We start from the raw sequence: 24,942 nt of genomic DNA, 5'->3' as shown, positions 1-24,942 counted from the left end.
ATGATCAAAGGTTTATTGCGTTGTGTCGTTGCTATTATTTTTATCCTTTCGGGGTTTGTAAAAGCAGTAGATTTAGTAGGATTTTCATTTAAAATGGAAGAATATTTTGAACCTTCCGTTTTCAATATGCCTTTCTTCGTGAAGTTTGCTCTCGCTTTTTCAATCATTGTTGTTGTTTTAGAACTTTGGTTGGGGTTTATGCTTTTGGTGAAATTTAAACTAAAATTTACTCTTTCCGCATTGATTGCACTTTGTATTTTCTTTGGATTTCTGACGTTCTATTCAGCATACTTTAATGTGGTGACAGATTGCGGTTGTTTTGGAGACGCCATTAAATTCACGCCTTGGCAAAGTTTTGTAAAGGACATTATTCTTCTAATTGGACTTCTCATTCTATTTATATTATACCGAAAAGAATGGAGCAAAAAAGACTCTTACTCAACTTCAGCAAAGCCAAAAAACAATAAATTTTTATCAATTGCTTTTGGAATTTTCTCTGGAATTATGATTTTTATTATGGTTCAGGGACTTATCAACGAACCAATAATCGATTTCCGTGATTATAAAATAGGAACCGATTTGGTTGCTGAAAAAGCAAAAATTGCAAAAAATCCTACAGAATATAAAACCTATTATTCTCTGAAAAACTCAAAAACAGGAGAAGTTCTAAAAGTAAACCAGGACGATTATATCAACAAGACAGAATATTGGGAAGAAGGCTCACCGTGGAAAATTGAAGAAGGTAAAAACGAATCAAAATTGGTAAAACAAGGTTACAAATCTGAGATCGCTAAATTCAAAATAGAAGATCCAACAGGAAGTGATTTGACACCTGAAATTCTCAATGCGCCAAAAGCCATTTTAGTTTTTTCTTATTATCCAAAAGAAGTTTCTCCTGAATTACTTCAGAAAGTTGAAGCCAAAGTAAATACTGACAAAACTGCCGTAGTTTACGGTGTTTCAACAATTCCGACTACTTTTAAGACAATAAAAAATGCAATGATGGACGGAACTGCCATCAAAACTATTGCAAGAAGCAATCCTTTTGTTCTAATTTTAGAAAAAGGAAAAATTGTTGAAAAAATACCTGCCAAAAATTATGTGGATTAGACTGTCAGTTGTAAATGTTCAATTGTCAATTTTTAAATCCTAAACTTAAATAAGAATTTAAAATTTAATATCATTAAATGCAAAAATCAAATAAATCAATAGCCGGTTATCATTTATTAATGATTCTTTCGTCTGTGGACGGAGAATTTGCTCCGGAAGAAGGAATGCTGGTTCAGCAATATTTAGCTGACGAATTTCCTTTTAAAATCAATTTAGATAACGAATTGGAAACCATCGCATTGCTTCAGCCCGAAGAATGGAAAGATCATTTTGAGTTTCACGGACGTTGTTTCTTAGAAGATTCTACAAAAGAAGAACGGTTAAGTTTTATTCAGTTTGCAAAAACGTTGATCAAAGCCGATGATGTGGTGACTGATGAAGAGCATACTTTCTATGTACTTTTGAAAAATCTTTGGAATATTAATTAATTGAGAAATTAGATACCAGAAGTTAGATATTAGTTTAAAATTTACTGTGATTCTAACTTCTAATATCTAATCTCTAACTTCTAAAATAAAAAACTATGAGAAGAAAAATAGTTGCAGGAAACTGGAAAATGAACAAAAACGTCATTGATGCACAACAATTAATGATTCAATTATTAGGTTATAAAAATGAAAATATAACCAACTGCGAAGTTTGGATTGCACCACCATCTTTATATCTTATGATGGCAAAAGACATTTTTGAAAAAGACGAAATCGGAGTTTTTTCTCAGGATATGAGCGAATTTGAAAGCGGCGCCTATACAGGTGAACTTTCTGCAGATATGTTGGAATCTATCGACGTTACAGGTTCTTTGATCGGACATTCTGAAAGAAGACAATATCACGGCGAAAACGACGAAAGCTGCAACAAAAAAGTAAAATTGGCTCTAGATAAAGGCTTAATTCCTGTTTATTGTAATGGTGAAACGCTTGAACAAAGAAAAGCAGGACAACATTTAGACGTTGTGAAAACTCAAACCGAAACAGCTCTTTTCACGCTTTCTGCGGAAGAAATCAAAAAAGTAGTCATTGCTTACGAACCGGTTTGGGCAATCGGAACCGGTGAAACGGCAAGTCCGGAACAGGCTCAGGAAATTCACGCTCACATCAGAGGAATTATCGCTGAAAAATACGGACAGGAAGTTGCTGACGAAGTATCTATCCTTTACGGAGGTTCTGTAAAACCTGATAATGCAAAAGAAATTTTCTCTCAACCGGATATCGATGGTGGTTTGATTGGCGGAGCTGCTTTGAAACTGGAAGATTTTTCTAAAATTATTGAGGGTTTTAATCAATAATAAGTTTTGGCTAAAGCCATAGGAATTAATAAAAGTTGCAAACGGACTAAAGCCCATTTCTATTGAAATAAAAAAACACGTCAATTGACGTGTTTTTTCTTATAATTTCAGAAAATTATTTCTCCTTTTTAGCTCTCTGTAAAACTTCATCTACCATTCCGTATTCTTTTGCTTCGGTAGAAGTCATCCAATAATCTCTGTCAGAAGCTTTCTCTACCCACTCGTAAGTTTGTCCTGAATGTTCAGAGATAATGTCATATAATTCTTTTTTCAGTTTCAACATTTCTCTCAAGTTGATTTCCATGTCAGAAGCAACACCTTGCGCACCACCTGAAGGTTGGTGAATCATCACTCTTGAATGCTTCAACGCAGAACGTTTTCCTTTTTCACCAGCAACCAATAAAACAGCTCCCATTGAAGCGGCGATACCAGTACAAATTGTAGCCACATCCGGTTTAATAATTTGCATTGTGTCATAAATTCCCAGACCTGCATAAACACTTCCACCAGGAGAGTTGATGTAAATCTGAATATCTTTCGAAGGATCAGCACTTTCTAAGAATAAAAGCTGAGCTGTTACAATGTTTGCAACCTGATCGTCGATTCCTGTTCCCAGAAAAATGATTCTATCCATCATTAAACGAGAAAAAACGTCCATTTGAGCAACGTTCATTCTTCTTTCTTCCATGATGTAAGGTGTAAGGTTTGTAGGACCATACATTCCCATATACTGATCGGTAACCAAACCGCTGTTTCCTAAGTGTTTTACAGAGAAATCTCTGAATTCTTTTTTTATGTCCATATTTCTATTGGTATATTTTTAAATTTAACTAAGATGTAATTTACAACTTTTATTCCTAAAATTTTATAGGACTTTTTGGCAGTTAAGGTGGTAGGTTTTAGTTTTAAGGTTGCAGCTTCTTACTTTGATAATTTTAAACTCTCTAACTAAATTCTAAGACCTAAGTCCTACTACCTTTTCACATAAATGCCTTTGATAGGCGAATAACCCAAAATCTCTGACAATTGCATTGAGGCCTGCTTCAGTAATGTTATTTTTTTAATTGATTCAAAATACTGAGATTCGTTATTGATCAGATTCGGAAGATCTTCACTGATTTTTTTAATTAAATAATCAATATATCTAAATTTATGAATCAAAATATCACCTTCCACCTGAGTATTGATCTTGTCACCATAATTTGGCGGAAAAATATTTCTCGAAGCCCAGTTTTCCAAATCATTTAGAGGCATAATGGCATCAACAACTTTTGAAGTGATATTTTCGTCCATAAAAGTGACAAAAAAGTTGCCTTTTCTAAGTTCTTCGTTGGCAATTCCTTCTTTAATGCTGTCGATGATGATTTTGTTGAGTTCAACCTGAAACTCATAATTTTCTTCTTCAAAATGATGAAGAATTTCTTCAATCACCGTGATATCATACTTTTCGTTGGCTTCGTTTTCTCTGTGAAGGACAACATCGCCGAAATTCAACATCAGATTAACCAGATTATTTTCCTGATTGAGTAAATCGAATATAATAGGATCAACCTGTTCTACACTATCAGGAACAATTTCCAGTTTTGGCTGTATATTTTCTTTGGGCTGACTTTTAGGCGCTTGATTCTGAGTGATCTGCTTTTGAATATCAAGTTCATTAAACAAACTCTGCTCAGAAAGTCCGAATTTGGTAGAAACTTCTTTCAGATAAACCTCCCTTTTCAAGCCATTTTGTACGAAACCAACAGATTTAACGATATTTCGGATGGCTTCTGCTTTTTTTATAGGATCGTTTCCGGCTTCCTTTAATAAAATTTCAGCTTTGAAATCAATAAAATCCATCGCTTCATTTTCGATGAATTTTTCAACATATTCCTGCGGATGTTTTCTGGCAAAAGAATCGGGATCATCGCCTTCCGGAAAAAGCAGAACACGAATGTTCATTCCTTCCGTCAACAACATATCAATGCTTCGGAAACTCGCTTTTATTCCAGCATTATCACCATCAAAAAGAATGGTTACATTTTCGGTAAGCCTTTTAATTAACTTGATTTGCTCAGTCGTGAGAGAAGTTCCGGAGCTCGCCACTACATTTTCAATTCCTGAAAGATGAAGGGAGATCACATCCATATAGCCTTCTACCAAAAGACAAATGTTTTTTCTCGAAATCGTCTGCTTACCTTGGTTCAAACCATATAAAACATTTGATTTGTGGTAAATTTCTGTTTCGGGAGAGTTGAGATATTTGGCAGTTTTAATATTGCTGCGGAGAATTCTCGCTCCAAAGCCCAGAACTCTACCCGAAAAACTGTGAATCGGGAACATTACTCTTTCACGGAAACGGTCGATCCCGGCAGGAGAATTTTCAGGAAAAATTGACAGTCCTGATTTCTCCAAAATTTCTTTTGAATAGCCTTTATTTAAAGCAAATTCTGTAAATGCATTTTTTTTCTCAGGAGAATATCCTAATTGAAATTTTTTGATGATATCATCTTTAAGCTCACGTTCTCTGAAATACGACAAACCAATTGATCTGCCCTCTTCATTTTCCCACAAAATATTTTGAAAATATTCATTGGCGATTTCATGAATTTTATAAAGAATATCTCTTTCAGACTGCGCATTTTTGGCTTCTTCAGAAAACTCACGCTGATCTTCTTCAATCTCTATTCCGTATTTTTTGGCAGCGTGACGAAGTGCTTCAGGATAAGTGAAATTTTCGATTTCCATTAAAAACGAAATCGCAGTTCCACCTTTTCCTGTGGAGAAATCTTTCCAAATCTGTTTGCTTGGAGAAACCACAAAACTCGGCGACTTTTCATCATGAAACGGACTCAAACCTTTAAAGTTGGATCCCGCTCTTTTCAACTGCACATATTCGCCAACAATCTCCTCTACCCGGATTGTGGAAAATATTTTATCGATCGTCTGCTTGGAAATCATCTTGCAAAAGTAATGAAAATTGAAGTTTTAGGATTCAAATATTATAGTTTGTTGGTATATTTAGAATGTAATATTAGTATTTTTGCATCAAATTATATTCATGCAATTTAATATAAAACAGATAGAAAACTGGCAAAACGTTGTGGAAGAAATCCTTCCGCAATTACAGTACCCTATTTTATTATTAAAAGGAAATTTGGGAGCCGGAAAAACTACATTTACTCAGTTTTTACTTAAAAGTTTAGAAAGTACGGATGAAGTCAACTCTCCAACTTATTCAATTGTAAACGAATACAATACACCGAAAGGAAAAGTCTACCATTTTGATCTTTATAGATTAAAAAATATTGAGGAAGTTTTTGACATTGGGATCGAAGAATATCTTGACAATGCCTATTTGTGCATCATTGAATGGCCGGAAGTTTATGAAGAAGAATTGTACGGACTGAAATTCCACACGATGAGCATTCACAACAACGGAGAAAGCAGAGAAATCAGTTTCGACTAAATATTATGTATCTTTGTTCGAAGAAATCGATTGTATTATTAATTTTCTGTAAGTCATAATTGAATTTAAAATGAGTACCACAAATATTTTTACTCCTTTTTCCGAGGAAGAACTAATGCCAAAGGAGGAAAAGTTGGAAGTTATCAAAAAAGGCAAGCAATTCAGCATTGGAATTCCTAAAGAAACCTGTCTCAACGAAAGACGTACTTGTATAACACCCGATGCAGTGCAGGTTTTGGTACAGCACGGTCATGAAATTATTGTAGAATCCGGAGCAGGGCAAGGCTCTTTTTTTACTGATCTTCAGTACTCAGAATCTGGAGCGATTATCACAAACGATCCCAAAGAAGCTTTCAGTCAGGATTTGATTTTAAAAATCAATCCGCCTACAGACGAAGAAATTGATTATTTTAAACCCAACACATATCTTGTTTCTGCATTGCAAATCAATCTTAGAGATAAAGATTATTTCATGAAACTGGCTGAGAAAAAAATAAATGCCATTGCCTTTGAATTTATCGCTGATGAATACAAACAATTGGCATTGGTAAGATTAATCGGCGAAATTGCCGGAACAGTTTCTATTCTGTACGCTTCAGAATTATTAGCCCTTTCAAATGGATTAATGCTTGGCGGAATTACGGGAGTAAGACCAGCCGAGGTGGTCGTTTTAGGCGCAGGAATCGTTGGAGAATTTGCCACAAAAGCCGCAATCGGTTTGGGAGCGAGTGTAAAAGTTTTTGACAATTCACTTTCAAAACTGAGAAGACTTCACACTTTGGTTGACAGCAGAGTTCCTACATCGATTATTGATCCCAAAGAATTAAGCAAAAGTTTAAGACGTGCAGATGTCGTTATCGGAGCTCTTCCAAGATTGAATATGCAGCCGATTGTAACCGAAGAAATGGTTTGCAAAATGAAAAAAGGCAGCGTCATCATCGATATTGCCATTGACAACGGGAAAGTAATTGAAACATCAGAACTGACGACAATGGATGATCCTTACATCATCAAACACGGCGTAATTCATTGTGGACTTCCCAATCTGACTTCGAAAATGCCAAGAACCACGACCAAAGCAATCTCAAATTTTTTCCTTTCTTATATTTTAAATTATGATGTAGAAGGTGGTTTCGAAAATATGCTGATCCGCAAAAATGAAATGAAACAAAGTCTTTACATGTATAAAGGAAGACATACTAAAAAGGTGATTTGCGATCGTTTCGGGCTTACTTATCATGATATCAATCTTTTAATTTTCTAATGAAAAAAATCAAATTCTTTTTAATCGGTCTCGTTCCCGGACTTGTTATTGTGTTTTTTGTTCTTAATAAAAAAGGCGTAAGCTGCAGCGGATATTTACCAAACAGCAGAGTAATCGCCGAAACTTTATCTAAAAATTTTAAATATTCTGAAAATTTTAAAACTGAAATGGCTGCTTTACAAATCAATGAAAAGTTTGTAAAAGACAGCATCATCACTGCCGGAAAAGTAGATTTCGATAGAAGTCATGCACAGAAAAAACCTTGTCCGGATTATCTGATTTCTTATCCTGAAAATAATCCTCGTTACGAAGTTACTTTCGAAAAATGTGCTGAAGAAACTCAATTATTAAGCATAAAAAAAATTAAATAAACTACTGAGATGGACGGCAATTACTACATGATTCACGATTATCTGATTTTCGTTGGAGTTTTTGCCATATTCTTTTTTCTCACAGTCAGTATTTATTTATTCAGCCAAAATCAAATTTTCAGGAAGAAAAACAACAAACTTTCGGAAACCAATAAGCTGATTGAGCAACGTTTGAATGAGGTACAATTGGAACACATCGGTACCAAACTGAATCCTCATCTTTTCAAAAACATTTTGAATTCTGTACAATCTCACGCCTATCAAACGTATATGTCGTTGGATAAACTGGCGAATGTGCTCGATTATATTTTATACGAAAGCAACAACAAATTTGTAAGTCCCAAAGAGGAATTCAGTTTTGCTTTAAGCCTGATCGAAATTAATAAAATCAAGATCAACCCGCTTTTTGATTTCAGAATTAAATCCAAAATTGACAAATCTGATGCGGTTTATGAAGAAAAAGTTTTTGCACCGTTGATTTCTGTTGATTTGATTGAGAATGCTTTTAAACACACAGATTTTCTCGCTCAGGATTCTTTTATTTCAATTCTGCTTGAACTGGAAAACAGAGTTTTTACAATGAAAGTCAGCAACAAAGCATCCCTGAAAAATGTTTTGGAAAAAGAAAAAAGCGGATTTGGAAGTCAGTCTTTGGATCAACGTTTAAAAATGATTTATCACAACTTCTACGATCTCAACAGAAGTTCAAAAAATGGTATCTTCACAGCAGAATTAAAAATAAATTTAGGTGAGTTCTACGATAAAGTGCGTTATACTGGATGATGAAATTTTAGCCATAAGCTATCTGAAACTTCTGTGCGAACAAATAGAAAACGTAGAAGTCATCAAAGCTTTTAACGATCCTAAAATTTTCCTTAGTGAAATCAATTCTATCGATTGTGATCTCTGTATTCTGGATATTGAAATGCCCGGAATGACCGGACTTCAGGTTGCAGAACTAATTTCAGATTCAAAAAAAATCATCTTCACAACGGCTTACAAAGAATATGCTGCAGAAGCTTTTGACCTGAATGTTGTTGATTATGTCCGGAAACCTATTAAAAAAGAAAGACTGATTCAGGCATTTGAAAAAGTGAAAGAAATCAACGCCCATTCTCAAAAAAAAGATTTTATAGAATGGAATACCAACATCGGAAAAACCATTATTTTTACAGAGCAAATTGCCTACATCAAAACCTCCGAAATCGATAGTCGTGATAAGGAAATTACCCTTAAAGACAATTCTACAATTGTATTGAAAAACCTCAATTTCAAATCACTTTTAGAAATGTTGCCTTCTAAAGATTTTGCACAGGTCAACAAAAAAGAGATTATCGCCATTTCGGCAATCAAAGTTTTTTCAACCAACGAAATCATTACAACATTGGTTTCGGAAGGAGAAAATTTCCTAAAACTGCAGATTGGTGATACCTACAAAACACATTTACTGGAGATCTTTGGAAAGTAAATCTTTCAAACATTGTTGTTTTCATTGCATAATTAAGTCTGTTGATTACATTCTGCTATCTGAATGATTTTCTACCTGTATTTTTGCGGACTTAAAAAGTCATTATGAAGAAAACTGTTTCCACAGCTTTATTATTTTCCTCAACCTTATTTTTCGCACAGGAAAATTCATCCAAAATAAAAGCATCATTTTTTGAAGGAATTGTTGTTGCAGGATATGTAGATCACGGAGCTTTCATCAATTTTACGGGACCAAATATAAGTTTCAACCACAAAAGCACCAAAGTCATGTTGGGAATGTTGCCATCCTTAAGAATCAAAGAAGACAAATCTTCAGGAACTAAAAACAGCGCAATCACACCGAATCTGGGAGTGGGAATTGCTGCGGTTTATAAAAAAATAGTACTGCAGATTCCGCTATACTACAACAGCAAAACCGCTACACAAAACGGAAACTGGAAAGTAGGTGTAGGATTGGGTTATAGCTTCAGATAATTTCATTACATTATTCAAACTATTCATTACATTTAAATATAAAACGCATTTATCATCCATAATTTCTATGGAAATTTGCACTCAAATAACGGAATTATGAATTTGGCAAAATACAGAAATATTATCTTTTACATCGTTACCATCGCAGTCTTTTCAAGTCTGATGTATTGGTTTATGATACAGGGACAAACTCTGGAAGTGGGAGAAAACATCGTTGTAAAAACTCATAACGGCTCTACGTGGGACAATTTCCTGGAGTCGTTCAAAACCAATCTTCATCATCCTTTAGCGCTTTTGCTTGCACAGATTGTTACGATCATTATGGCGGCGAGATTTTTCGGGTGGATCTGTATTAAAATTAAACAGCCAAGTGTTATCGGTGAAATGATTGCCGGTATTATTTTGGGACCTTCACTTGTAGGGATGTATTTTCCTGAATTTTCTGCTTTTCTTTTCCCAAAGGAATCATTAGGAAATCTTCAGTTTTTAAGTCAGATCGGATTGATTCTGTTTATGTATATCGTAGGAATGGAACTCGATTTGAGCGTTTTGAGAAAAAAAGCACATGATGCAGTTGTGATCAGTCATGCGAGTATCATTATTCCTTTTGCTTTAGGTATAGGACTTTCATATTTCATCTATCAGGAGTTTGCTCCCGATGGAGTTCAGTTTATCTCTTTCGCATTATTTATTGCGATTGCGATGAGTATTACAGCATTTCCGGTTTTGGCGAGAATTGTTCAGGAGAGGAATCTTCAGAAAACGAAATTAGGAACGATTGTTATTACCTGTGCAGCTGCAGATGACATTACGGCTTGGTGTATTTTGGCTGCAGTAATCGCAATTGTAAAAGCGGGTTCATTTGCAAGTTCGATTTACGTGATTTTAATGGCAATCGGATATGTCTTTTTAATGATCAAAATCGTAAGACCTTTCCTGAAAAGAATCGGAGATTTGCAGGCTGAAAAAAACACCATCAACAAACCGATGGTTGCTATATTTTTTCTTACTTTGATTTTATCGGCATACGCAACAGAGGTGATTGGAATCCATGCTTTGTTTGGAGCATTTATGGCGGGAGCGATTATGCCCGAAAATGCAAAATTCAGATCATTGTTTATTGACAAAATAGAAGATGTTGCATTAGTACTTTTATTACCGCTATTCTTCGTATTTACCGGACTTCGTACACAAATTGGTTTGTTGAATGAGGGACATCTATGGGTAACAGCAGGAGCCATTATTTTGGTTGCGGTAGTGGGAAAATTCGCTGGAAGTGCTTTGACAGCCAAATTTCTCGGTATCAACTGGAAAGAAAGTTTAACGATTGGTGCACTGATGAATACCCGAGGTTTGATGGAATTGATTGTTTTAAACATCGGTTATGATCTAGGAGTTTTGAGTCCAACTATTTTTGCAATGATGGTCATTATGGCATTATTTACAACATTCATGACGGGTCCGGCTTTAGATCTAATCAATTACATTTTTAAATCTAAAAAAGATGAAGACACCATTGATGATTCGAATGATTCTAAATATCGTGTTCTGCTCTCTTTTGACAATCCGGAATCCGGAAGTACGCTTTTGAAACTGGCCAACGATTTCACCCATAAAATGAACGGCAACAAGAGCATTACCGCCATGAATATTGCTCCCGTTGACGAAATGCACACTTACGAAATCAATGAATATGAGAACGATCAGTTTAAAAATGTTATTGAGACTTCAAATGATCTTCAGGTAGAAGTAACCACTCTATTCAAAGCATCAACTGATATCGAAAGCGATTTGACTAGCATTTCAAACAAGGGAAATTACGATTTACTGTTAATTATGCTTGGAAAATCGATGTACGAAGGAAGTTTATTGGGAAGACTTCTAGGTTTCACGACAAAAATTATTAATCCTGAAAAGTTATTGAACACTGTAAAAGGTAAAAGCTATATTTTCAACAATTCTCCGTTTGACGATTTTACGCTTCAGATTTTAGACAAAACCAATATTCCGGTAGGAGTTTTAGTGGAGAAAGGATTTACTTCTGCCGACAAAGTATTCGTGCCGATCTTCAATTTAAGTGATTTTTATTTGCTGGAATATGCGAAAAGACTAATCAACAATAACAATTCTCAAATCATTATTCTCGATGTTGCAGGACAGATCCGAAATAATATTGAAGTAAAAGAACTCATCAGAAGTATCGAACAGGTTGCACCCAATCACATCACTTTATATAATGAGAAAAAGATCGAGAAAGAATTTCTTAATGGTCAGGATCTGATGCTGATCAGTAAGAAAAGCTGGCGAGGACTTATTGACTCAAAAAGTCTTTGGCTTTCGGATATTCCTTCGACATTGATCATCTCAAACCCTTAATTCGTGAATGGTGAATTTTGCTTTGCAAGTGAATAGTCAATTTTAAATATTGAAAATAAAATTGACTTTCGTAAAAAATTGGCTTGTGCGACAAAATTCACCACTCACTTTTTAATTTAAAATTAAAAAAAATTGCTATCTTCGTTCTGTGATTATTAAAAAAGAAACATATTATTATAGAATTTTCAGCTCAGATTTGGGATAGAGATTCTTGTTATATAACTTAAAACCTCGTCCTCGGACGGGGTTTTTTATTTCAAATTTTAAGAAAATGAAAATTAGCATTGTCGGTGTAGGATTGATCGGAGGTTCAATTGCATTAAAATTAAAAGAAAAAAAACTTGTCGATTTCATTTATGGAATTGACAACAATAAAGATAATTTAAGAGAAGCTTTAGCTTTGAATATCATTGATGAACAAGCAGATTTAGAAAACGGAATTAAAGATTCTGATTTAATAATTATCGCCATTCCCGTTGATGCGGCAAGAAAGATTTTGCCTAACGTTTTAGATTTAATTTCTGATTCGCAAACGGTGATGGATGTAGGTTCTACCAAAGCAGGAATAGTAAATTCAGTTAAAGACCATTCAAAAAGATCAAGATTTGTAGCTTTTCATCCGATGTGGGGAACCGAAAACCACGGTCCGAAATCTGCCATCGCTGAGAGTTTTTCAGGAAAAGCAGGAGTAATTTGCAATAAAGAAGAATCGGCACATGATGCTTTAGAATTGGTTCAAAAAGTAGTTGAAAGTTTAGATATGCATTTGATTTATATGAATGCAGAAGCTCACGATGTTCACACCGCATATATTTCGCATATCTCTCACATTACTTCCTATGCGCTTGCCAATACGGTTTTGGAGAAAGAAAAAGAAGAAGAAACTATTTTCCAACTGGCAAGTTCGGGTTTTTCGAGTACGGTTCGTTTAGCAAAATCTCATCCTGAAATGTGGGTTCCGATTTTTAAGCAAAACAAAGAAAACGTTCTGGATGTTTTGAACGAACATATCTCTCAACTCAGAAAATTCAAAGCTGCTTTGGAAAAAGAAAATTTCGAATATTTAGCTGAGTTGATAGAAAATGCCAATAAAATAAGAGGAATTTTAGATAAAAATTAAAATTTCATCATCAATCCTACTCCATTCTGATTATTGAGAGCATAATAGCTTGGAGTAAATTTTCTTGCAGTGGAATTCTGATAATTTTCTACTGCTTTTTTCATTTGTGAATGTCCTGAAATTTTCATGACAACACCTACTCCCATTCCTACCAAGCCTATAATCAGTGGAACAGGAGAACCTTTTGGTTCTTCGCCAGAGGAATAAGTTTTGTTTGCAGACGAAAGGTTTATCGCGCCTCCTACCACAAAACAAGTTGCGCCTCCTACTAAAAAAGCAGTTCCTATATTGTTCAAAGATTTTCCGCTCTTGTATTGAGGATTATTTTCCTGTAATAAAAATCTTTTAATTTCTGTCTTGTCGGTAAGTTTAGGCTTTTCTAAAACGGCAACTGACGATGCAGAATTTTCAGATTTTGTTTCGGAAGATAAAACTGCTGTAGCGGCTTTCTCTTCAATACTTTTCACAGAATTGTCGTACAGAAATTCTTGTTGTCCATTATAAATATTTGTGTAGACAACTTTCCCTTTTTCATATTTTAAATTGCTGTATTCAATTTTCTGATCGGTTTGTGTCAGAATTGTTCCTCTTGATGATGAAGCCGGAATATTGACCTGAGAATAGGCAGTCAAAGATAAAAACGCAAAAGCGAGAATGTATATTTTTTTCATAATTTGTTATTTCCACAAAAATATTCGTTTTTATTTATAGTGCAAAAATATTTTTGATCATCGTGCGAAATTTAATATATTATTAAATTTCAGTTATAAAAACAGATTTTACTTTTAACTTTGTTAAAATTATTTTTAACTTTATTAAAATATTTATTACTTTTACAGAAATAAAATTTAATGAAGTTACCTATAATTTGTCCAAGTTGCGATCACACTTTGCAGGTCAGCCAAATGAAATGCCCGGAATGTAAAACTGAAGTCAATGGAAATTATGAACTTCCTGTGCTTTTAAAATTAGCAAGAGACGAACAGGATTTTATTCTAAATTTTTTCCTTTCCAGCGGAAGCATCAAAGAAATGGCGAAGCAAGCCGAACTTTCTTATCCTACCATGAGAAATAAAATGGATGATCTGATTGAAAAAATAAATCAATTAAAAAAATAAACCATGAATTGGAAAACTCTATTTAATCCTTTTTTAAAATTTGATGATAAAACTCTGCTTTTGGCAGGGTTTGTTTCGGTAACTATTGTTTTTTTAATAGCTTATTATTTTGGATTTCAGACCGACAGTTTATTCCATTTTGAATTCATTGATCCCGAAGATTCTATTTTTAAGATAATTTTAGCAACGTTAATTGTTTACGCTATTAACATAACTGTCTTTTTTATTTTTGGAAAAATGATTAATAAGAAAACCAGATTGATCGATATTGTTAACCCAATCTTTATATCACAGATTACAGTGATTCTTCTTTTACTGGTAACCGAAATTCCTTTTATTAAAAATGCGCAGAAACAAATCATGGATTCTGTAAAAAATCAATCTTCTGCGATAGAACCTGTTGCTCTTTTAATTATTACCATTTATTCCTTCTTTTCACTAGCCATTTCAGCTTACGGAATTGCTATTCTGTTCAACGGTTTTAAAATCGCTACAAATATGAAAAATTGGGTTCACATTGTGATTTTCGCCCTATTACTTTTAACCATGATGCTCACCATGCAGCTTTTATAACAACAGATATGAAAAACAGATTTTTACTTTTTATCAGCTTCCTGACCTTTCATATAATTTTCTCACAACAAATAACCGGTTCGTGGATGGGAGAACTCGAAGTTCAGGGCAGCAAATTGCCCTTAATAATCAATATTAAATATGAAAACAATGTTTATAGCTCTACTTTAGATAGTCCGTTACAAGGTGCCGAAGGAATTCCTCTTGATAAAACATCGTTTTCTGACAATGTATTAACCTTTGAAAATGCAGTGATGAATGCCACATTCAAAGGAACTATGAAAGACTCTGAAATCATCGGAACATTTAATCAAAACGGAATGGCATTGCCATTAACCTTAAAACCGTTTGACAAAGCAAATAACAAAGACAAAGCACTTGAGATTTTAAAACTTTCCGACGTTAAAGAAAGTTTTAAAAAAATTGAAAATTTTTTATCTTATCTCGAAAAAAACAATGCAGAAGCCGGAGAAATATCAATCTTTAAAAACGGAAAAGAAATATACAAACGAAACTTTGGCGAAAAAAATCTTCCTGATTTTAAAAGTGAAAACCAGACATTTCAGATTGGGTCTATCACCAAGACAATGACCGCAATCATGATTTTTAAACTGATTGATAATCAACAACTAAATCTTAACGATAAACTTTCACAATTCTTTCCCCAAATCCCCAATTCAGATAAGATTACAGTTTCGCATATGCTCAACCACAGTTCAGGACTTGGTGATTATGTACAAGGAAAAAACGAACCGAGATGGCTCGAAAAAAAGACAACTGACGAACAGATCATCAAAAGAATCATTGAGCAAGGTTCGCAATTTGAACCCGGAACTATGCAACAGTATTCGAACTCAGGATATTATTTGTTGGCGAAAATTTTAGAAAAGATTACAAATAGATCTTATGAAGAAAATTTAGATCAATACATCATAAAACCTTTACAATTAAAACAATTTTACACGGCAAATAAAAAACCGGGAAATGTTTACAAATCCTATTCTTATGATAAAAAATGGGTTCCTGTTACAGATTTTAACTTCAGCAATATTGTGGGAGTCGGTGATATAGCTACGACGCCTTATAATTTAAATCTTATCATCAATGCGATTTTTGACCATAAAATAGTTTCAGAAACTTCATTAAAATCAATAATGCCCGATGAAAAAAGATTTGGAAAGGGATTGGCAATAGTACCATTTCACAATAAAATTTTTGTAGGTCACAGCGGCGGAACTTACGGAACAAACTCTTTGATGATTTACAATGGAGATGATGATATTTCTATTTCGTATTCTCTAAACGCTGATAGAATTGGTATCGCAGGTAATGAATTTGCAGTTGCAATACTTAGTTTTCTTTACGGAGTAGACTATGAATTTCCTAAAGTTAATTAAACATATAATTGTAAAACGTCACTATCTTTTAATGAAAACGTCCTGAAGTTTAATCAAAATCTCAGGACGTTTTTATAGTAAGTAATATCTTTTATCTTAACACTCCGGAACATTTACTGCGATTGCCAATCCACCCTCAGAAGTTTCCTTGAAACGGTCGTTCATAGACAAGGCAGTTTCCCACATTGTTTGTATAACCTGATCGAGACTTACTTTAGCTTTAGCAGGATCACTTTCTAAGGCAATATTCGCTGCGGTTATTGCTTTCATCGCTCCCATAGTATTTCTTTCAATACATGGAATTTGTACTAGACCTCTGATCGGATCGCACGTTAAACCTAAATGATGTTCCATTGCGATTTCGGCAGCCATTAAAACCTGACCAACAGTTCCTCCAAGAATTTCAGTCAAACCTGCTGCAGCCATTGCCGATGATACGCCAACTTCCGCCTGACAACCGCCCATTGCGGCAGAAATGGTTGCGTTTTTCTTGAATAAAGTTCCGATTTCTCCGGCAACCAGTAGAAATCTTGCAATATCATCATCACTTGTATGAGGTGTAAAAGCCTGTGCATACATCAAAACAGCAGGAATCACTCCACTTGCTCCATTTGTCGGCGCTGTGATAATTCTCCCAAAACTTGCGTTCTCTTCATTTACTGCGAGTGCAAAACAAGCAATCCATTTATTGATATTAGTGAAATTTTCTTCAGCATCGACTACCTGCTGAAACCACTGATCTTTATTTTTATAAATTTCGTCACCCAAAAGTTTTCTGTTGATTCCCGCCGCTCTTCGGGTAACATTGAGTCCACCCGGTAAAATACCTTCTTTGTTGACACCTTTGTAAATACATTCTTTGATATTTTCCCAGATATTGAGAGCTTCTTTTCTCGTTTCCTCCTGCGTTCTCCAACTTTCTTCATTGATTAAAACTAAATCTGACATTTTATCTAAACCTAATTTCTCACAATATTTTACAATGTCGGAACCATGATGACATGGGTACAAAGTACGAACGCAATGTTTTTCGATAGAGTTTTTTTCCTGACTTGCAATGAAACCGCCACCAACAGAATAAAAATCCTGAACGAGTTCTGTACCGTCTTCAAAGATAGCTTTAAAGATCATTCCGTTAGGATGAAAATCTAAGGATTTGGACATATTCAGAATTAAATGATGTCCGTAAATAAAAGGAATTTCTTTTTCTCCGCCTAAATTAAGAATCTCAGACGTTTTGATATGATGTACAATTTCGTCGATCTTTGAAGTGTTGATGGTTTTAAAATCTTCTCCATTTAAACCCAACATTCCTGCGATATCCGTTCCGTGACCAATCCCTGTTTTTGCCAATGAACCGAAGAATTCAAGGAAAACTTCTTTCACTTCAGCAATTGATCTTTCTCTTTTTATAATTCTGATAAATGCCGATGCAGCATTCCAAGGTCCCATTGTGTGCGAACTGGAAGGGCCAATTCCTACTTTAATAATTTCAAAAACCGATATAGATTCCATACGTGATTTTCATTTTCATGAAAAGCAAATATACACGATAAATTCTAAAGAAATGAAATGTTAAAAAAGGTTTATAACGGAATCTAATACACACAAATATCACTTTTTATAAACCTTCCCTGAACTCTGCACAAATCTCGCAGCCCGACTTGAACGGAGCTCTTTTTGTCGGAGCGAAGCTGAGACAAAAAAGCGGGAGTGGAAGGCGGATAAAGCTGCCCAGAGATACCACCTGTAATTATAATTAAATTACCACTTCAGACTTTCCTCATGCTGAGACATATCCAGACCCATATTTTCTGATTCTTCGGAAACTCGAAGTGTAATAATTCGGTTGGTAATTTTATATAAAAGAAGCGAACCAAAAAATGTAAATAATGAGACCAAAACCAACGCTATCATGTGATGTGTAAACACTCCGATTCCGCCGTGAAGAAGACTTGCATTTTCGCCGTGCGCAAAAATTGCGGTCAAGATCATTCCCATGATTCCTCCTACTCCATGACAGGCAAAAACATCTAAGGTATCGTCAATTTTCTTTAAGGCTTTCCAGTTCAACATTAAATTAGACACAATCGCAGAAATAAAACCGATAAATAAACTCTCCTGAATGGTAACAAAACCACAACCCGGAGTAATAGCGACCAAGCCAACAACAGCACCGATACAAGCTCCTAAAGCAGAAACTTTTCTTCCGTTGATCCTGTCAAAGAATATCCACGTCATCATTGCCGAAGCTGAAGCAATGGTTGTAGTCCCGAAAGCGATTGCAGCAGTTGCATTGGCACTTAAAGCCGAACCTGCATTGAAACCGAACCAACCAAACCAAAGCATTCCTGTTCCTAAAATTACATAGGGAATATTTGAAGGTTCGTGATGAGGATTTTTTCTGTTTCCTAAAACAATGGCACCTGCCAAAGCTGCAAAACCTGCACTCATGTGAACGACAGTTCCTCCAGCAAAATCTTTAACACCAAAAAATTTATTTAAAAGACCTTCAGGATGCCAAACCATATGACACAAAGGCGTATAAATGAACAGACTGAAAAGCACCATGAATAAAAGGTAAGAAATGAATCTAACTCTTTCAGCAAATGAACCCGTAATCAAAGCAGGAGTAATCACTGCAAATTTCATTTGGAATAATGCAAATAAGATGAAAGGAATCGTGGAAGCCATCGTTTTGTGTGGATAAACACTCACATGATTGAAAAACGGATAAGTAAAAGGATTACCTATAATACCATAATGTTCGCCGTTGATTTCAAAGCCGATAGAATCTCCGAAAGACAAAGAAAAACCAACAACAATCCATAAAATAGAAATAACTCCTAAAGCAATAAAGCTTTGCAGCATTGTTGAAATCATATTTTTTTTGCCGACCATTCCGCCATAGAAAAATGAAAGTCCGGGAGTCATCAAAAGAACGAGTCCGGCTGCAGCTAAAATCCAGGCTACATCAGAACCGACAATATTTTCCTGACCTAAAAAATCTCCTGTATTTGGAAAATCAACACTTGGCTTCCAGAAAAGTCCGCCAATTGCTACCAAAGAAATTATAATAAATGAAACTTTCCATTTCAAACCAACTTTCATACTTTTTATTTTTAACCCCTGCAAAATTAAATATAAATTTTAATAAATTAGTATTAAAAGTAAATTAACCCTAACAAAACGTAGGGTTAATTTTAAGTTCAAACAAAAATTTCATTCAATAAGGTTGAGACTTCTTTATATTTCGTTGCCGGAAAAAGATGAGTTCCACCTTTTATTATATAGTTTGGTTTTGAGTTTTTAATCGGAAAAACAATGTCACGATCGCCTAAGATCTGAATAACATTCGGATTTTCTTCAAATTTCCATTCTGAGATTCTTTCGACAGACCATTTCAGATAATAGGGATCTCTTACCTGGAAATATTCAATGATTTTAGGATTTTTCGGATCAAAAAACTTTCGTAATCTCGTATAGAAAACAGAAGTCTGATCATTAAAAAAACTTAGAGGTAAATATTTTGGGATTTTTGTAACCTCACCCATTTTTATCAATCTGGATTTTTCTTTGTCAGATTTGATACTTCCCATGATGACTACTTTTTCGGCTGGCTTCAATTTATTCAGTTCCTGCACCATAATTCCGCCAAAAGAATATCCTAATAAGTAAAATGGTTCACTTGCATCGATCTTCTCAGCCATTCTGTTAACGTAGTCTGTAAAATTCTCATCCAACTCAGGAATTAACCAATCAATAAAAACGATTTTATGTTGCTCGGGAAATTTTAGTTTTTCTAAAACTTTAAAATCTGCTCCCAAACCGCTTACTACATATATTTTCATCTTTGTATTTTATGTTTTTTAATTTTAAATCAACTGTTTTCTTTAAACGCAAAGTTCGCTAAGATTTTTTTTCGTTCTATCTGCATATTTTTTCGTCCGCAAAGGCGTTCCACTCAGCAAAGCTTTCAAGGGATTTTTGACTCATTAATAAGGCTGATTCTTTTCGACTTACTAAAATAAAAAAATGCACAACTTAAGAAAAGCTGTGCATAATGATTTATGAAAATTTTAACCTTACAAAGGTCTTTCGTTGTCAATTTTCTGAGTAGAAACTTTAAACTGAATATCCATCTCGTCTTTGATGAAATAATCTTTCAAAGAATTCTGATAGAAGATTCTGAAGTCTTTTCTGTTTAATGAAAATACTGAAGACTCAATTTCTACCGTAAACTGCGTAATATGAGCGTTTGCCGGGAACGAAATCGTTTTTCTGATCCCTTTGATCGTAATATCTCCAACGATTGTAGAATTGTACTCGCTGTTCGCCAACGGAATAATTTTTTTCAAATGGAATTTCGCAGTCGGGAATTTTTTAACCTCGAAGAAATTGGTTCCTTTCAATTCGTTAGTCAGTTTTACCTGATCGTCACCGGAAAGATCAGCTACCACTAAGCTTCTCATGTCGATTACAAATTCACCATCAACAAAAACTGTTTTATCAAAATTAAATTTTCCACTTTTCAGTTTCAGACTACCATAATGAGAAGAAGCTTTGGTTTTTACAACCTTGTGTCCCCACCATTTGATCTCAGAAGTGATCACTTTAGAAATTTTATCTCCCTTTTTTTGAGCAAATACAAATGATATACTTGCGCACATCATCACAAACAATAATAATCTTTTCATTCTTTTTTATTTACAATTCAACAAAAATAAAAAAAAGTGTAGAACTTCTACACTTTTAATAATATTTTTTTGATTAAATTATTTCGCGGTCACTTTTACAAGCATATCGATATCATCTTTCACAAAAACATCTTTCATTGAAGATTTGTAAGCAACATCAAATTTTTGTCTGTCGAAAGAGAATTTATTTGACTCTAAACTTACAACTCCGTTTGCGTAATTAACTTTTGCAGGGAAAGAAATCGGACTTGTTTTTCCTTTAACCGTAAGATTTCCTGTTACCAATTTGTTATAAACTTTATCGCTGTTTTTCTTTACAGAAGTAATTTTGAAACTTGCTAATGGAAACTTTTCAACTTCGAAGAAATCTCCGTTTTTCAAGTGGCCATTAAGTTTCCCTTGGTATTCTCCTGAAAGATCTGTAGCGTTGATAGAAGTCATATCTAAAACGAAATCGCCTCCTACAAGCTCATTTCCTTTCATGACCATATTACCGGATTTTACTTTTACAGTGCCGTCGTGAGAGCTAGACTCAGTTTTTGCAACCTTATAACCCCACCAGTGAACGTCAGATGATACTACTTTTTTTGACTGTCCGAAAGCCAAACCGCTGGCTAAAACTGCTAACAAGAATATTTTTTTCATGAATAAAATTATTTAATTATTTATTGGTGCAAATGTAATTATCTTAATCGGTAGTTTGTGTTGATGTACATCAATTAATACAAATATTTTTATATCTAAAATCATCCATAAAAAAACTCCAAATTTCTTCGGAGTTATATTTTTTTTAATCTTTATAGTAAGCGGTATACAATGCAGCACCATTAATACTCGTACTGTCTGTATTGATGAGATAAATCGGAATGTTTTTCAACATATCTTCCATTTTATCACTGATCATGAATTTCTCGTAGAACTTGTCTCTATCAATATACTGTTTGATAACCTGAGTGATATCTCCGGTAATTAATAAACCTCCGGTAGCTTTTAATTTCAAGGTAAGATTGTTTGCTTCTCTTGCTAAAAATTCCAGGAAAGTATCTAAAGCAATCTTGCAGATCATCACATCTTCTTCTACTGCAGCTTTGAAGATTTCCTCTGTGAAATTTCCTTCCGCATTGTTGAGTTTGTCAGAAAGCCATTCCGGTTCAGGATGCCTTTTAACGTCTCTCAAGAATCTGTAAATATTAAATAATCCCGTTTTTGAAAGCACATTTTCCCAGCTCACAATTCCGTAGATATTATTCAAAAACTGATAAAATTCTACTTCCACATTGGTTCTCGGAGAAAACTCTGAGTGACCACCTTCTGTAGCGAAAGGTCTTAAATATTTCCCGTCAAAGAAATATCCTGCTTCACCTAAGCCATTTCCCGGCGCCAGAATCGCGACATTTCCTTTTTCCAGATGACCGCTGCTGTAGATTGCATCAAGATCGCTGTCTTCAAGAAGTCCGATCCCGTAAGCTGCAGCTTCCTGGTCATTCAGCATACAAACATCTTCAAAACCGAAAGTACTTTTATACTCCTCAACATCAAAGCTCCAACCTAATCTTGCCGGACTACTTTTTCCGTTCAAAACTGGTCCCGGAACCGAGATACCAAGACGTTTAACATTTTCTAACTGCTCTTCCTGTACAAACTGTTTCAGAATGTCGGCAAAAGAAGTATATTCTTTGGTAGGATAATTTTTTTGAATTTTAGTTTCAATTCCACCATTCCCAGAGATATAATAAGCGACCGTGGTAATATCTTCACGAAGGTTTGCACCAATGATCGAAACATTATCGTTACTGCTATTTTTTACTCCCGGTAAAAAAAGTGGAAATTTTGGATTTAAGTTCATAATCGCAAATTTTATCAAATATAATAATAGTTTTGGTAATTCCCGCTAGGTAAAAGAAAACCTTTTCAAAAAGTAGAAAAGGTTTGGTTTATAATTAATTATATAGCTTTTAATTATTTTCCTAATGGAATGTTGTAAGAAAATCCTGCTCCGATGCTTCCCACATTATAGTCCTGACCGGCTACATCACCGTTACTTCCTGCGAATACTTTCTGATATTGTAAGAAGAAATTCCAGTCTCTGTTGTGATATCCGATTTCCGGCTTAAGATAAAAACCTCCATCCGGTCTGTTTACTGTAGAATTTGTTGCAACTTTTTCGTCACCAACCAAAAATCCGTAACCAAGGTCAGCTCCGAAATAGAAACCTGTCTGTTTAGGATAAATTCTGAATAATGCAGCTACAGGCACTACACCTACGTCATTATTATCATATCCGTTGTTATCTTTTCCAAAATAATGAGTATAACCCGTTGCGATACCTAATCCAAATCCTGGAGTGATCAAATTCTGATAAGCCACATCTACACCTACTGCTGCAGAAACGTTATCTGAAGGAACTGCGATACCTGCTGTTGCTCCAACTTTAATCATATTGTTCATAGTTGCACTTTGTGCGCTTAACAAACCTGCTGTTAAAATTCCTGCCCCTAATATTGTTTTCTTAATCATTTTCATAACACTGATTTTTTAATTTTACTGAAAAGGGAGGAGTAAAAATCATGCCAAAATAATTCACACATCTTAACAACAAACCTTAAAAATTTCACAAAATAATGAAAATCAATAGATTAAATTTTCAAATATTTAAATAGTTGTTTAACTTTACATTAAGGCAAGCAATAAATAATCATTAATAATGGTTTATATACTTTAACCTCATCTGCATTTACTCATCAAAAAATAAAATCAGGACTATGGTTGCTTCATTGATCAATAACAAACATCTTCTTTGGCGTGCAGGTTTCGGACCTAGAATTGAGCAGGTTGATGATCTGAAAAATAAAAATATCAAGACGATTATAAAGGAAATCTTCAACGAAGAAAACTTCTCTCCTATTATCTATGAAACTCTCGACATAGAACCCATTGAATATAATGATCCAAAAGCTACCGCCGAACAGAAAAGGGAAATCCAGAAAGTGAATCAAAAGCAGAATAATGAGCTTAATTTGAATTTCCTAAAAAAAATGACTACAAGCAACGAGCAACTGCGTGAGAAAATGGCTTTTTTCTGGCACGGACATTTCGCTACAAGAATCAACAATCCAAAATTTAATCGGCAGCTTTTAAATATCATTCGTGAAAAATCTTTAGGCAATTTTAAAGAGTTGCTTTTCGAAGTGAGCCGTTCTCCTGCAATGCTGAATTTCCTTAATAATCAACAGAATAAAAAAGATCATCCCAACGAAAATTTTGCTCGTGAAGTCATGGAGCTTTTCACAATGGGAAGAGGAAATTACACAGAAACTGACATTCGTGAGGCAGCAAGAGCTTTTACAGGTTGGGGTTATGATAAAGAAGGTCATTTTCTTGAAAGAAAAAAACAGCATGATGAAGGCACGAAAACCTTTCTAGGCAAAACAGGAAATTTCACAGGAGATGATGTTTTAAATATTATTTTGGAACAGAAAGCAACGGCAGAATTTATCACAACAAAAATTTACACTTTCTTCGTCAATGAAAAGCCTGATTTGAAAATTATAAAAACACTAAGTGAAAACTTTTATCAATCAGGATATGATATCAAAAAACTGATGATTGAAATTTTTTCCAACTCTTGGTTTTATGATCAGAAAAACATTGGAAACCGAATAAAATCACCCACAGAACTTTTTGCAGGAATGATGAGAATGCTACCGATGGATATTCAAAATCCTGAAAACATTACCGTTTACCAGAAACTTCTCGGACAAATGCTGCTCTATCCACCCAATGTCGCAGGTTGGCCCAACGGAAAATCTTGGATTGACAGTTCGACTTTGATGCTGCGACTTCAGATTCCGCAAATTTGGTCAGGATTGCGACCGATGGAATATTCTGCAAAAGAAGACGACGATATGGATATGGGAATGAAATCTCGAGAAGCTTTAAATAAAAGTTTTAAAAATCCAAATATAACAATCGATTGGAGCAAGGTTGACAAAGCTTTAGCTCAGAAAAAAGCAGAAGATTATTTAATTGTAAACACAGAATCTTTAGATCTAAACACCGTAAAACAATTTTCAGATCAAAGCACAAAAATGAATATCATCAATCTGATGTCAACTCCTGAATATCAGTTAATGTAATGATCAGGTAAAAGGTAACAGCTTTTAGATTTTAGTTTTTAAATTCTATAAGCTACAACCTAATATCTTTAACCTAAAACCT

The 24,942-nt window shown here is 34.5% G+C and carries 25 protein-coding genes; 15 read left to right on the top strand and 10 right to left on the bottom strand.

What is annotated here, in order from left to right; genetic code table 11:
- The 3 genes from NZ698_RS01625 (at nucleotide 1) to tpiA (ending at nucleotide 2,395) form a co-directional block, all read left to right on the top strand.
- Entirely contained in the window at nucleotides 1-1,110 is a 1,110-nt protein-coding gene (locus NZ698_RS01625; protein WP_263001214.1) for a BT_3928 family protein, read from the top strand.
- Nucleotides 1,111-1,187: 77 nt separating this feature from the next.
- Nucleotides 1,188-1,538, top strand: coding sequence for a tellurite resistance TerB family protein (locus NZ698_RS01620; RefSeq protein ID WP_263001212.1), 351 nt, complete (start codon nucleotides 1,188-1,190; stop codon nucleotides 1,536-1,538).
- A gap of 95 nt (nucleotides 1,539-1,633) precedes the next feature.
- Entirely contained in the window at nucleotides 1,634-2,395 is a 762-nt protein-coding gene (gene tpiA / locus NZ698_RS01615) for a triose-phosphate isomerase (RefSeq protein ID WP_263001210.1), read from the top strand.
- Nucleotides 2,396-2,510: 115 nt separating this feature from the next.
- Here the strand turns inward: tpiA and clpP are convergent, their stop codons facing one another.
- Nucleotides 2,511-3,197 (bottom strand): ATP-dependent Clp endopeptidase proteolytic subunit ClpP, encoded by a 687-nt coding sequence (gene clpP / locus NZ698_RS01610; protein ID WP_263001208.1) that lies wholly within the window; start codon nucleotides 3,195-3,197, stop codon nucleotides 2,511-2,513.
- A 170-nt stretch (nucleotides 3,198-3,367) separates the two neighbouring features.
- Complete coding sequence (gene dnaG, locus NZ698_RS01605) at nucleotides 3,368-5,338, bottom strand: DNA primase (protein WP_263001206.1); 1,971 nt, start codon at nucleotides 5,336-5,338, stop codon at nucleotides 3,368-3,370.
- A 100-nt stretch (nucleotides 5,339-5,438) separates the two neighbouring features.
- Here dnaG and tsaE point away from each other — a divergent pair, with 100 nt between their 5' ends.
- From tsaE to NZ698_RS01565, 8 genes are all read left to right on the top strand, one after another.
- Complete coding sequence (tsaE, locus tag NZ698_RS01600; protein WP_263001204.1) at nucleotides 5,439-5,846, top strand: tRNA (adenosine(37)-N6)-threonylcarbamoyltransferase complex ATPase subunit type 1 TsaE; 408 nt, start codon at nucleotides 5,439-5,441, stop codon at nucleotides 5,844-5,846.
- A 70-nt stretch (nucleotides 5,847-5,916) separates the two neighbouring features.
- Nucleotides 5,917-7,110, top strand: coding sequence for an alanine dehydrogenase (locus NZ698_RS01595; protein WP_263001202.1), 1,194 nt, complete (start codon nucleotides 5,917-5,919; stop codon nucleotides 7,108-7,110).
- Nucleotides 7,110-7,481, top strand: a complete 372-nt coding sequence (locus NZ698_RS01590; RefSeq protein WP_263001200.1) for a hypothetical protein — start codon at nucleotides 7,110-7,112, stop codon at nucleotides 7,479-7,481. The genes NZ698_RS01595 and NZ698_RS01590 overlap by 1 nt, the downstream gene beginning before the upstream one ends.
- Nucleotides 7,482-7,490: 9 nt before the next feature.
- Nucleotides 7,491-8,264 (top strand): histidine kinase, encoded by a 774-nt coding sequence (locus tag NZ698_RS01585; RefSeq protein WP_263001198.1) that lies wholly within the window; start codon nucleotides 7,491-7,493, stop codon nucleotides 8,262-8,264.
- A complete protein-coding gene (locus NZ698_RS01580; protein WP_263001196.1) occupies nucleotides 8,230-8,949 on the top strand; it encodes a LytR/AlgR family response regulator transcription factor in 720 nt (239 codons plus the stop codon). The genes NZ698_RS01585 and NZ698_RS01580 overlap by 35 nt, the downstream gene beginning before the upstream one ends.
- 104 nt (nucleotides 8,950-9,053) lie before the next feature.
- Nucleotides 9,054-9,443 carry a hypothetical protein gene (locus tag NZ698_RS01575; RefSeq protein ID WP_263001194.1) on the top strand — a complete coding sequence of 130 codons (390 nt, stop codon included), beginning with the start codon at nucleotides 9,054-9,056 and terminating at the stop codon, nucleotides 9,441-9,443.
- 96 nt (nucleotides 9,444-9,539) lie between these two features.
- A complete protein-coding gene (locus NZ698_RS01570) occupies nucleotides 9,540-11,819 on the top strand; it encodes a cation:proton antiporter (protein ID WP_438265541.1) in 2,280 nt (759 codons plus the stop codon).
- A gap of 271 nt (nucleotides 11,820-12,090) precedes the next feature.
- Nucleotides 12,091-12,939: a prephenate dehydrogenase gene (locus NZ698_RS01565; protein ID WP_263001192.1), complete on the top strand. Its 849-nt coding sequence runs from the start codon at nucleotides 12,091-12,093 to the stop codon at nucleotides 12,937-12,939.
- On the opposite strand, the gene NZ698_RS01560 is transcribed toward NZ698_RS01565, so the two are convergent.
- A complete protein-coding gene (locus NZ698_RS01560; protein WP_263001190.1) occupies nucleotides 12,936-13,610 on the bottom strand; it encodes a hypothetical protein in 675 nt (224 codons plus the stop codon). The two genes, NZ698_RS01565 and NZ698_RS01560, sit on opposite strands and share 4 nt — an antisense overlap.
- Nucleotides 13,611-13,790: 180 nt before the next feature.
- On the opposite strand from NZ698_RS01560, the gene NZ698_RS01555 reads away from it, so the two are divergent.
- Genes NZ698_RS01555 through NZ698_RS01545 form a run of 3 tightly spaced genes read left to right on the top strand, consistent with a single transcriptional unit; the run spans nucleotide 13,791 to nucleotide 16,027 of the window.
- Entirely contained in the window at nucleotides 13,791-14,057 is a 267-nt protein-coding gene (locus NZ698_RS01555; protein WP_263001188.1) for a DUF2089 family protein, read from the top strand.
- Between the two features lie 3 nt (nucleotides 14,058-14,060).
- Nucleotides 14,061-14,630, top strand: a complete 570-nt coding sequence (locus tag NZ698_RS01550) for a YIP1 family protein (RefSeq protein WP_263001186.1) — start codon at nucleotides 14,061-14,063, stop codon at nucleotides 14,628-14,630.
- An 8-nt stretch (nucleotides 14,631-14,638) separates the two neighbouring features.
- Nucleotides 14,639-16,027 (top strand): serine hydrolase domain-containing protein, encoded by a 1,389-nt coding sequence (locus tag NZ698_RS01545; RefSeq protein ID WP_263001184.1) that lies wholly within the window; start codon nucleotides 14,639-14,641, stop codon nucleotides 16,025-16,027.
- A gap of 96 nt (nucleotides 16,028-16,123) precedes the next feature.
- On the opposite strand, the gene NZ698_RS01540 is transcribed toward NZ698_RS01545, so the two are convergent.
- The 7 genes from NZ698_RS01540 to NZ698_RS01510 all read right to left on the bottom strand — a co-directional run bounded on the left by NZ698_RS01540 (nucleotide 16,124) and on the right by NZ698_RS01510 (nucleotide 23,247).
- Complete coding sequence (locus NZ698_RS01540; protein ID WP_263001182.1) at nucleotides 16,124-17,542, bottom strand: L-serine ammonia-lyase; 1,419 nt, start codon at nucleotides 17,540-17,542, stop codon at nucleotides 16,124-16,126.
- Nucleotides 17,543-17,791: 249 nt separating this feature from the next.
- The gene (locus tag NZ698_RS01535) at nucleotides 17,792-19,138 is read right to left on the bottom strand and encodes an ammonium transporter (RefSeq protein WP_263001180.1); all 1,347 of its coding nucleotides are present in this window, start codon (nucleotides 19,136-19,138) and stop codon (nucleotides 17,792-17,794) included.
- Nucleotides 19,139-19,236: 98 nt separating this feature from the next.
- On the bottom strand, nucleotides 19,237-19,878 hold the full coding sequence (locus NZ698_RS01530; protein ID WP_263001178.1) for an alpha/beta hydrolase: 642 nt from the start codon (nucleotides 19,876-19,878) through the stop codon (nucleotides 19,237-19,239).
- A gap of 234 nt (nucleotides 19,879-20,112) precedes the next feature.
- Nucleotides 20,113-20,724: a YceI family protein gene (locus NZ698_RS01525; RefSeq protein WP_263001176.1), complete on the bottom strand. Its 612-nt coding sequence runs from the start codon at nucleotides 20,722-20,724 to the stop codon at nucleotides 20,113-20,115.
- 78 nt (nucleotides 20,725-20,802) lie between these two features.
- Nucleotides 20,803-21,369: a YceI family protein gene (locus NZ698_RS01520; RefSeq protein WP_263001174.1), complete on the bottom strand. Its 567-nt coding sequence runs from the start codon at nucleotides 21,367-21,369 to the stop codon at nucleotides 20,803-20,805.
- 145 nt (nucleotides 21,370-21,514) lie between these two features.
- Nucleotides 21,515-22,570, bottom strand: a complete 1,056-nt coding sequence (locus NZ698_RS01515) for a glucokinase (protein ID WP_263001172.1) — start codon at nucleotides 22,568-22,570, stop codon at nucleotides 21,515-21,517.
- A 113-nt stretch (nucleotides 22,571-22,683) separates the two neighbouring features.
- Nucleotides 22,684-23,247: a hypothetical protein gene (locus NZ698_RS01510; RefSeq protein ID WP_263001170.1), complete on the bottom strand. Its 564-nt coding sequence runs from the start codon at nucleotides 23,245-23,247 to the stop codon at nucleotides 22,684-22,686.
- A 239-nt stretch (nucleotides 23,248-23,486) separates the two neighbouring features.
- Between NZ698_RS01510 and NZ698_RS01505 the strand changes: the two genes are divergently transcribed.
- A complete protein-coding gene (locus NZ698_RS01505) occupies nucleotides 23,487-24,860 on the top strand; it encodes a DUF1800 domain-containing protein (protein ID WP_263001168.1) in 1,374 nt (457 codons plus the stop codon).
- The last annotated feature ends 82 nt before the right edge of the window (nucleotides 24,861-24,942 follow it).

Source organism: Chryseobacterium edaphi, from assembly GCF_025628985.1.
Lineage (GTDB): Bacteria > Bacteroidota > Bacteroidia > Flavobacteriales > Weeksellaceae > Chryseobacterium > Chryseobacterium edaphi.
Note: the sequence above shows the minus strand (reverse complement) of the source record. Positions and strands in the feature narration are given on the sequence as shown.

What these genes read in the sequence shown, in the direction of transcription:
- NZ698_RS01555 (WP_263001188.1), top strand. Translation starts at nt 13,791, where the DNA reads ATGAAGTTACCTATAATTTGTCCAAGTTGCGATCACACTTTGCAGGTC.
- NZ698_RS01530 (WP_263001178.1), bottom strand. Translation starts at nt 19,878, where the DNA reads ATGAAAATATATGTAGTAAGCGGTTTGGGAGCAGATTTTAAAGTTTTA.
- NZ698_RS01550 (WP_263001186.1), top strand. Translation starts at nt 14,061, where the DNA reads ATGAATTGGAAAACTCTATTTAATCCTTTTTTAAAATTTGATGATAAA.
- NZ698_RS01520 (WP_263001174.1), bottom strand. Translation starts at nt 21,369, where the DNA reads ATGAAAAAAATATTCTTGTTAGCAGTTTTAGCCAGCGGTTTGGCTTTC.
- NZ698_RS01575 (WP_263001194.1), top strand. Translation starts at nt 9,054, where the DNA reads ATGAAGAAAACTGTTTCCACAGCTTTATTATTTTCCTCAACCTTATTT.
- dnaG (WP_263001206.1), bottom strand. Translation starts at nt 5,338, where the DNA reads ATGATTTCCAAGCAGACGATCGATAAAATATTTTCCACAATCCGGGTA.
- NZ698_RS01510 (WP_263001170.1), bottom strand. Translation starts at nt 23,247, where the DNA reads ATGAAAATGATTAAGAAAACAATATTAGGGGCAGGAATTTTAACAGCA.
- NZ698_RS01545 (WP_263001184.1), top strand. Translation starts at nt 14,639, where the DNA reads ATGAAAAACAGATTTTTACTTTTTATCAGCTTCCTGACCTTTCATATA.
- NZ698_RS01505 (WP_263001168.1), top strand. Translation starts at nt 23,487, where the DNA reads ATGGTTGCTTCATTGATCAATAACAAACATCTTCTTTGGCGTGCAGGT.
- clpP (WP_263001208.1), bottom strand. Translation starts at nt 3,197, where the DNA reads ATGGACATAAAAAAAGAATTCAGAGATTTCTCTGTAAAACACTTAGGA.
- NZ698_RS01535 (WP_263001180.1), bottom strand. Translation starts at nt 19,138, where the DNA reads ATGAAAGTTGGTTTGAAATGGAAAGTTTCATTTATTATAATTTCTTTG.
- NZ698_RS01570 (WP_438265541.1), top strand. Translation starts at nt 9,540, where the DNA reads ATGAATTTGGCAAAATACAGAAATATTATCTTTTACATCGTTACCATC.
- tpiA (WP_263001210.1), top strand. Translation starts at nt 1,634, where the DNA reads ATGAGAAGAAAAATAGTTGCAGGAAACTGGAAAATGAACAAAAACGTC.
- NZ698_RS01565 (WP_263001192.1), top strand. Translation starts at nt 12,091, where the DNA reads ATGAAAATTAGCATTGTCGGTGTAGGATTGATCGGAGGTTCAATTGCA.
- tsaE (WP_263001204.1), top strand. Translation starts at nt 5,439, where the DNA reads ATGCAATTTAATATAAAACAGATAGAAAACTGGCAAAACGTTGTGGAA.
- NZ698_RS01540 (WP_263001182.1), bottom strand. Translation starts at nt 17,542, where the DNA reads ATGGAATCTATATCGGTTTTTGAAATTATTAAAGTAGGAATTGGCCCT.
- NZ698_RS01525 (WP_263001176.1), bottom strand. Translation starts at nt 20,724, where the DNA reads ATGAAAAGATTATTATTGTTTGTGATGATGTGCGCAAGTATATCATTT.
- NZ698_RS01595 (WP_263001202.1), top strand. Translation starts at nt 5,917, where the DNA reads ATGAGTACCACAAATATTTTTACTCCTTTTTCCGAGGAAGAACTAATG.
- NZ698_RS01620 (WP_263001212.1), top strand. Translation starts at nt 1,188, where the DNA reads ATGCAAAAATCAAATAAATCAATAGCCGGTTATCATTTATTAATGATT.
- NZ698_RS01590 (WP_263001200.1), top strand. Translation starts at nt 7,110, where the DNA reads ATGAAAAAAATCAAATTCTTTTTAATCGGTCTCGTTCCCGGACTTGTT.
- NZ698_RS01625 (WP_263001214.1), top strand. Translation starts at nt 1, where the DNA reads ATGATCAAAGGTTTATTGCGTTGTGTCGTTGCTATTATTTTTATCCTT.
- NZ698_RS01560 (WP_263001190.1), bottom strand. Translation starts at nt 13,610, where the DNA reads ATGAAAAAAATATACATTCTCGCTTTTGCGTTTTTATCTTTGACTGCC.
- NZ698_RS01515 (WP_263001172.1), bottom strand. Translation starts at nt 22,570, where the DNA reads ATGAACTTAAATCCAAAATTTCCACTTTTTTTACCGGGAGTAAAAAAT.
- NZ698_RS01585 (WP_263001198.1), top strand. Translation starts at nt 7,491, where the DNA reads ATGGACGGCAATTACTACATGATTCACGATTATCTGATTTTCGTTGGA.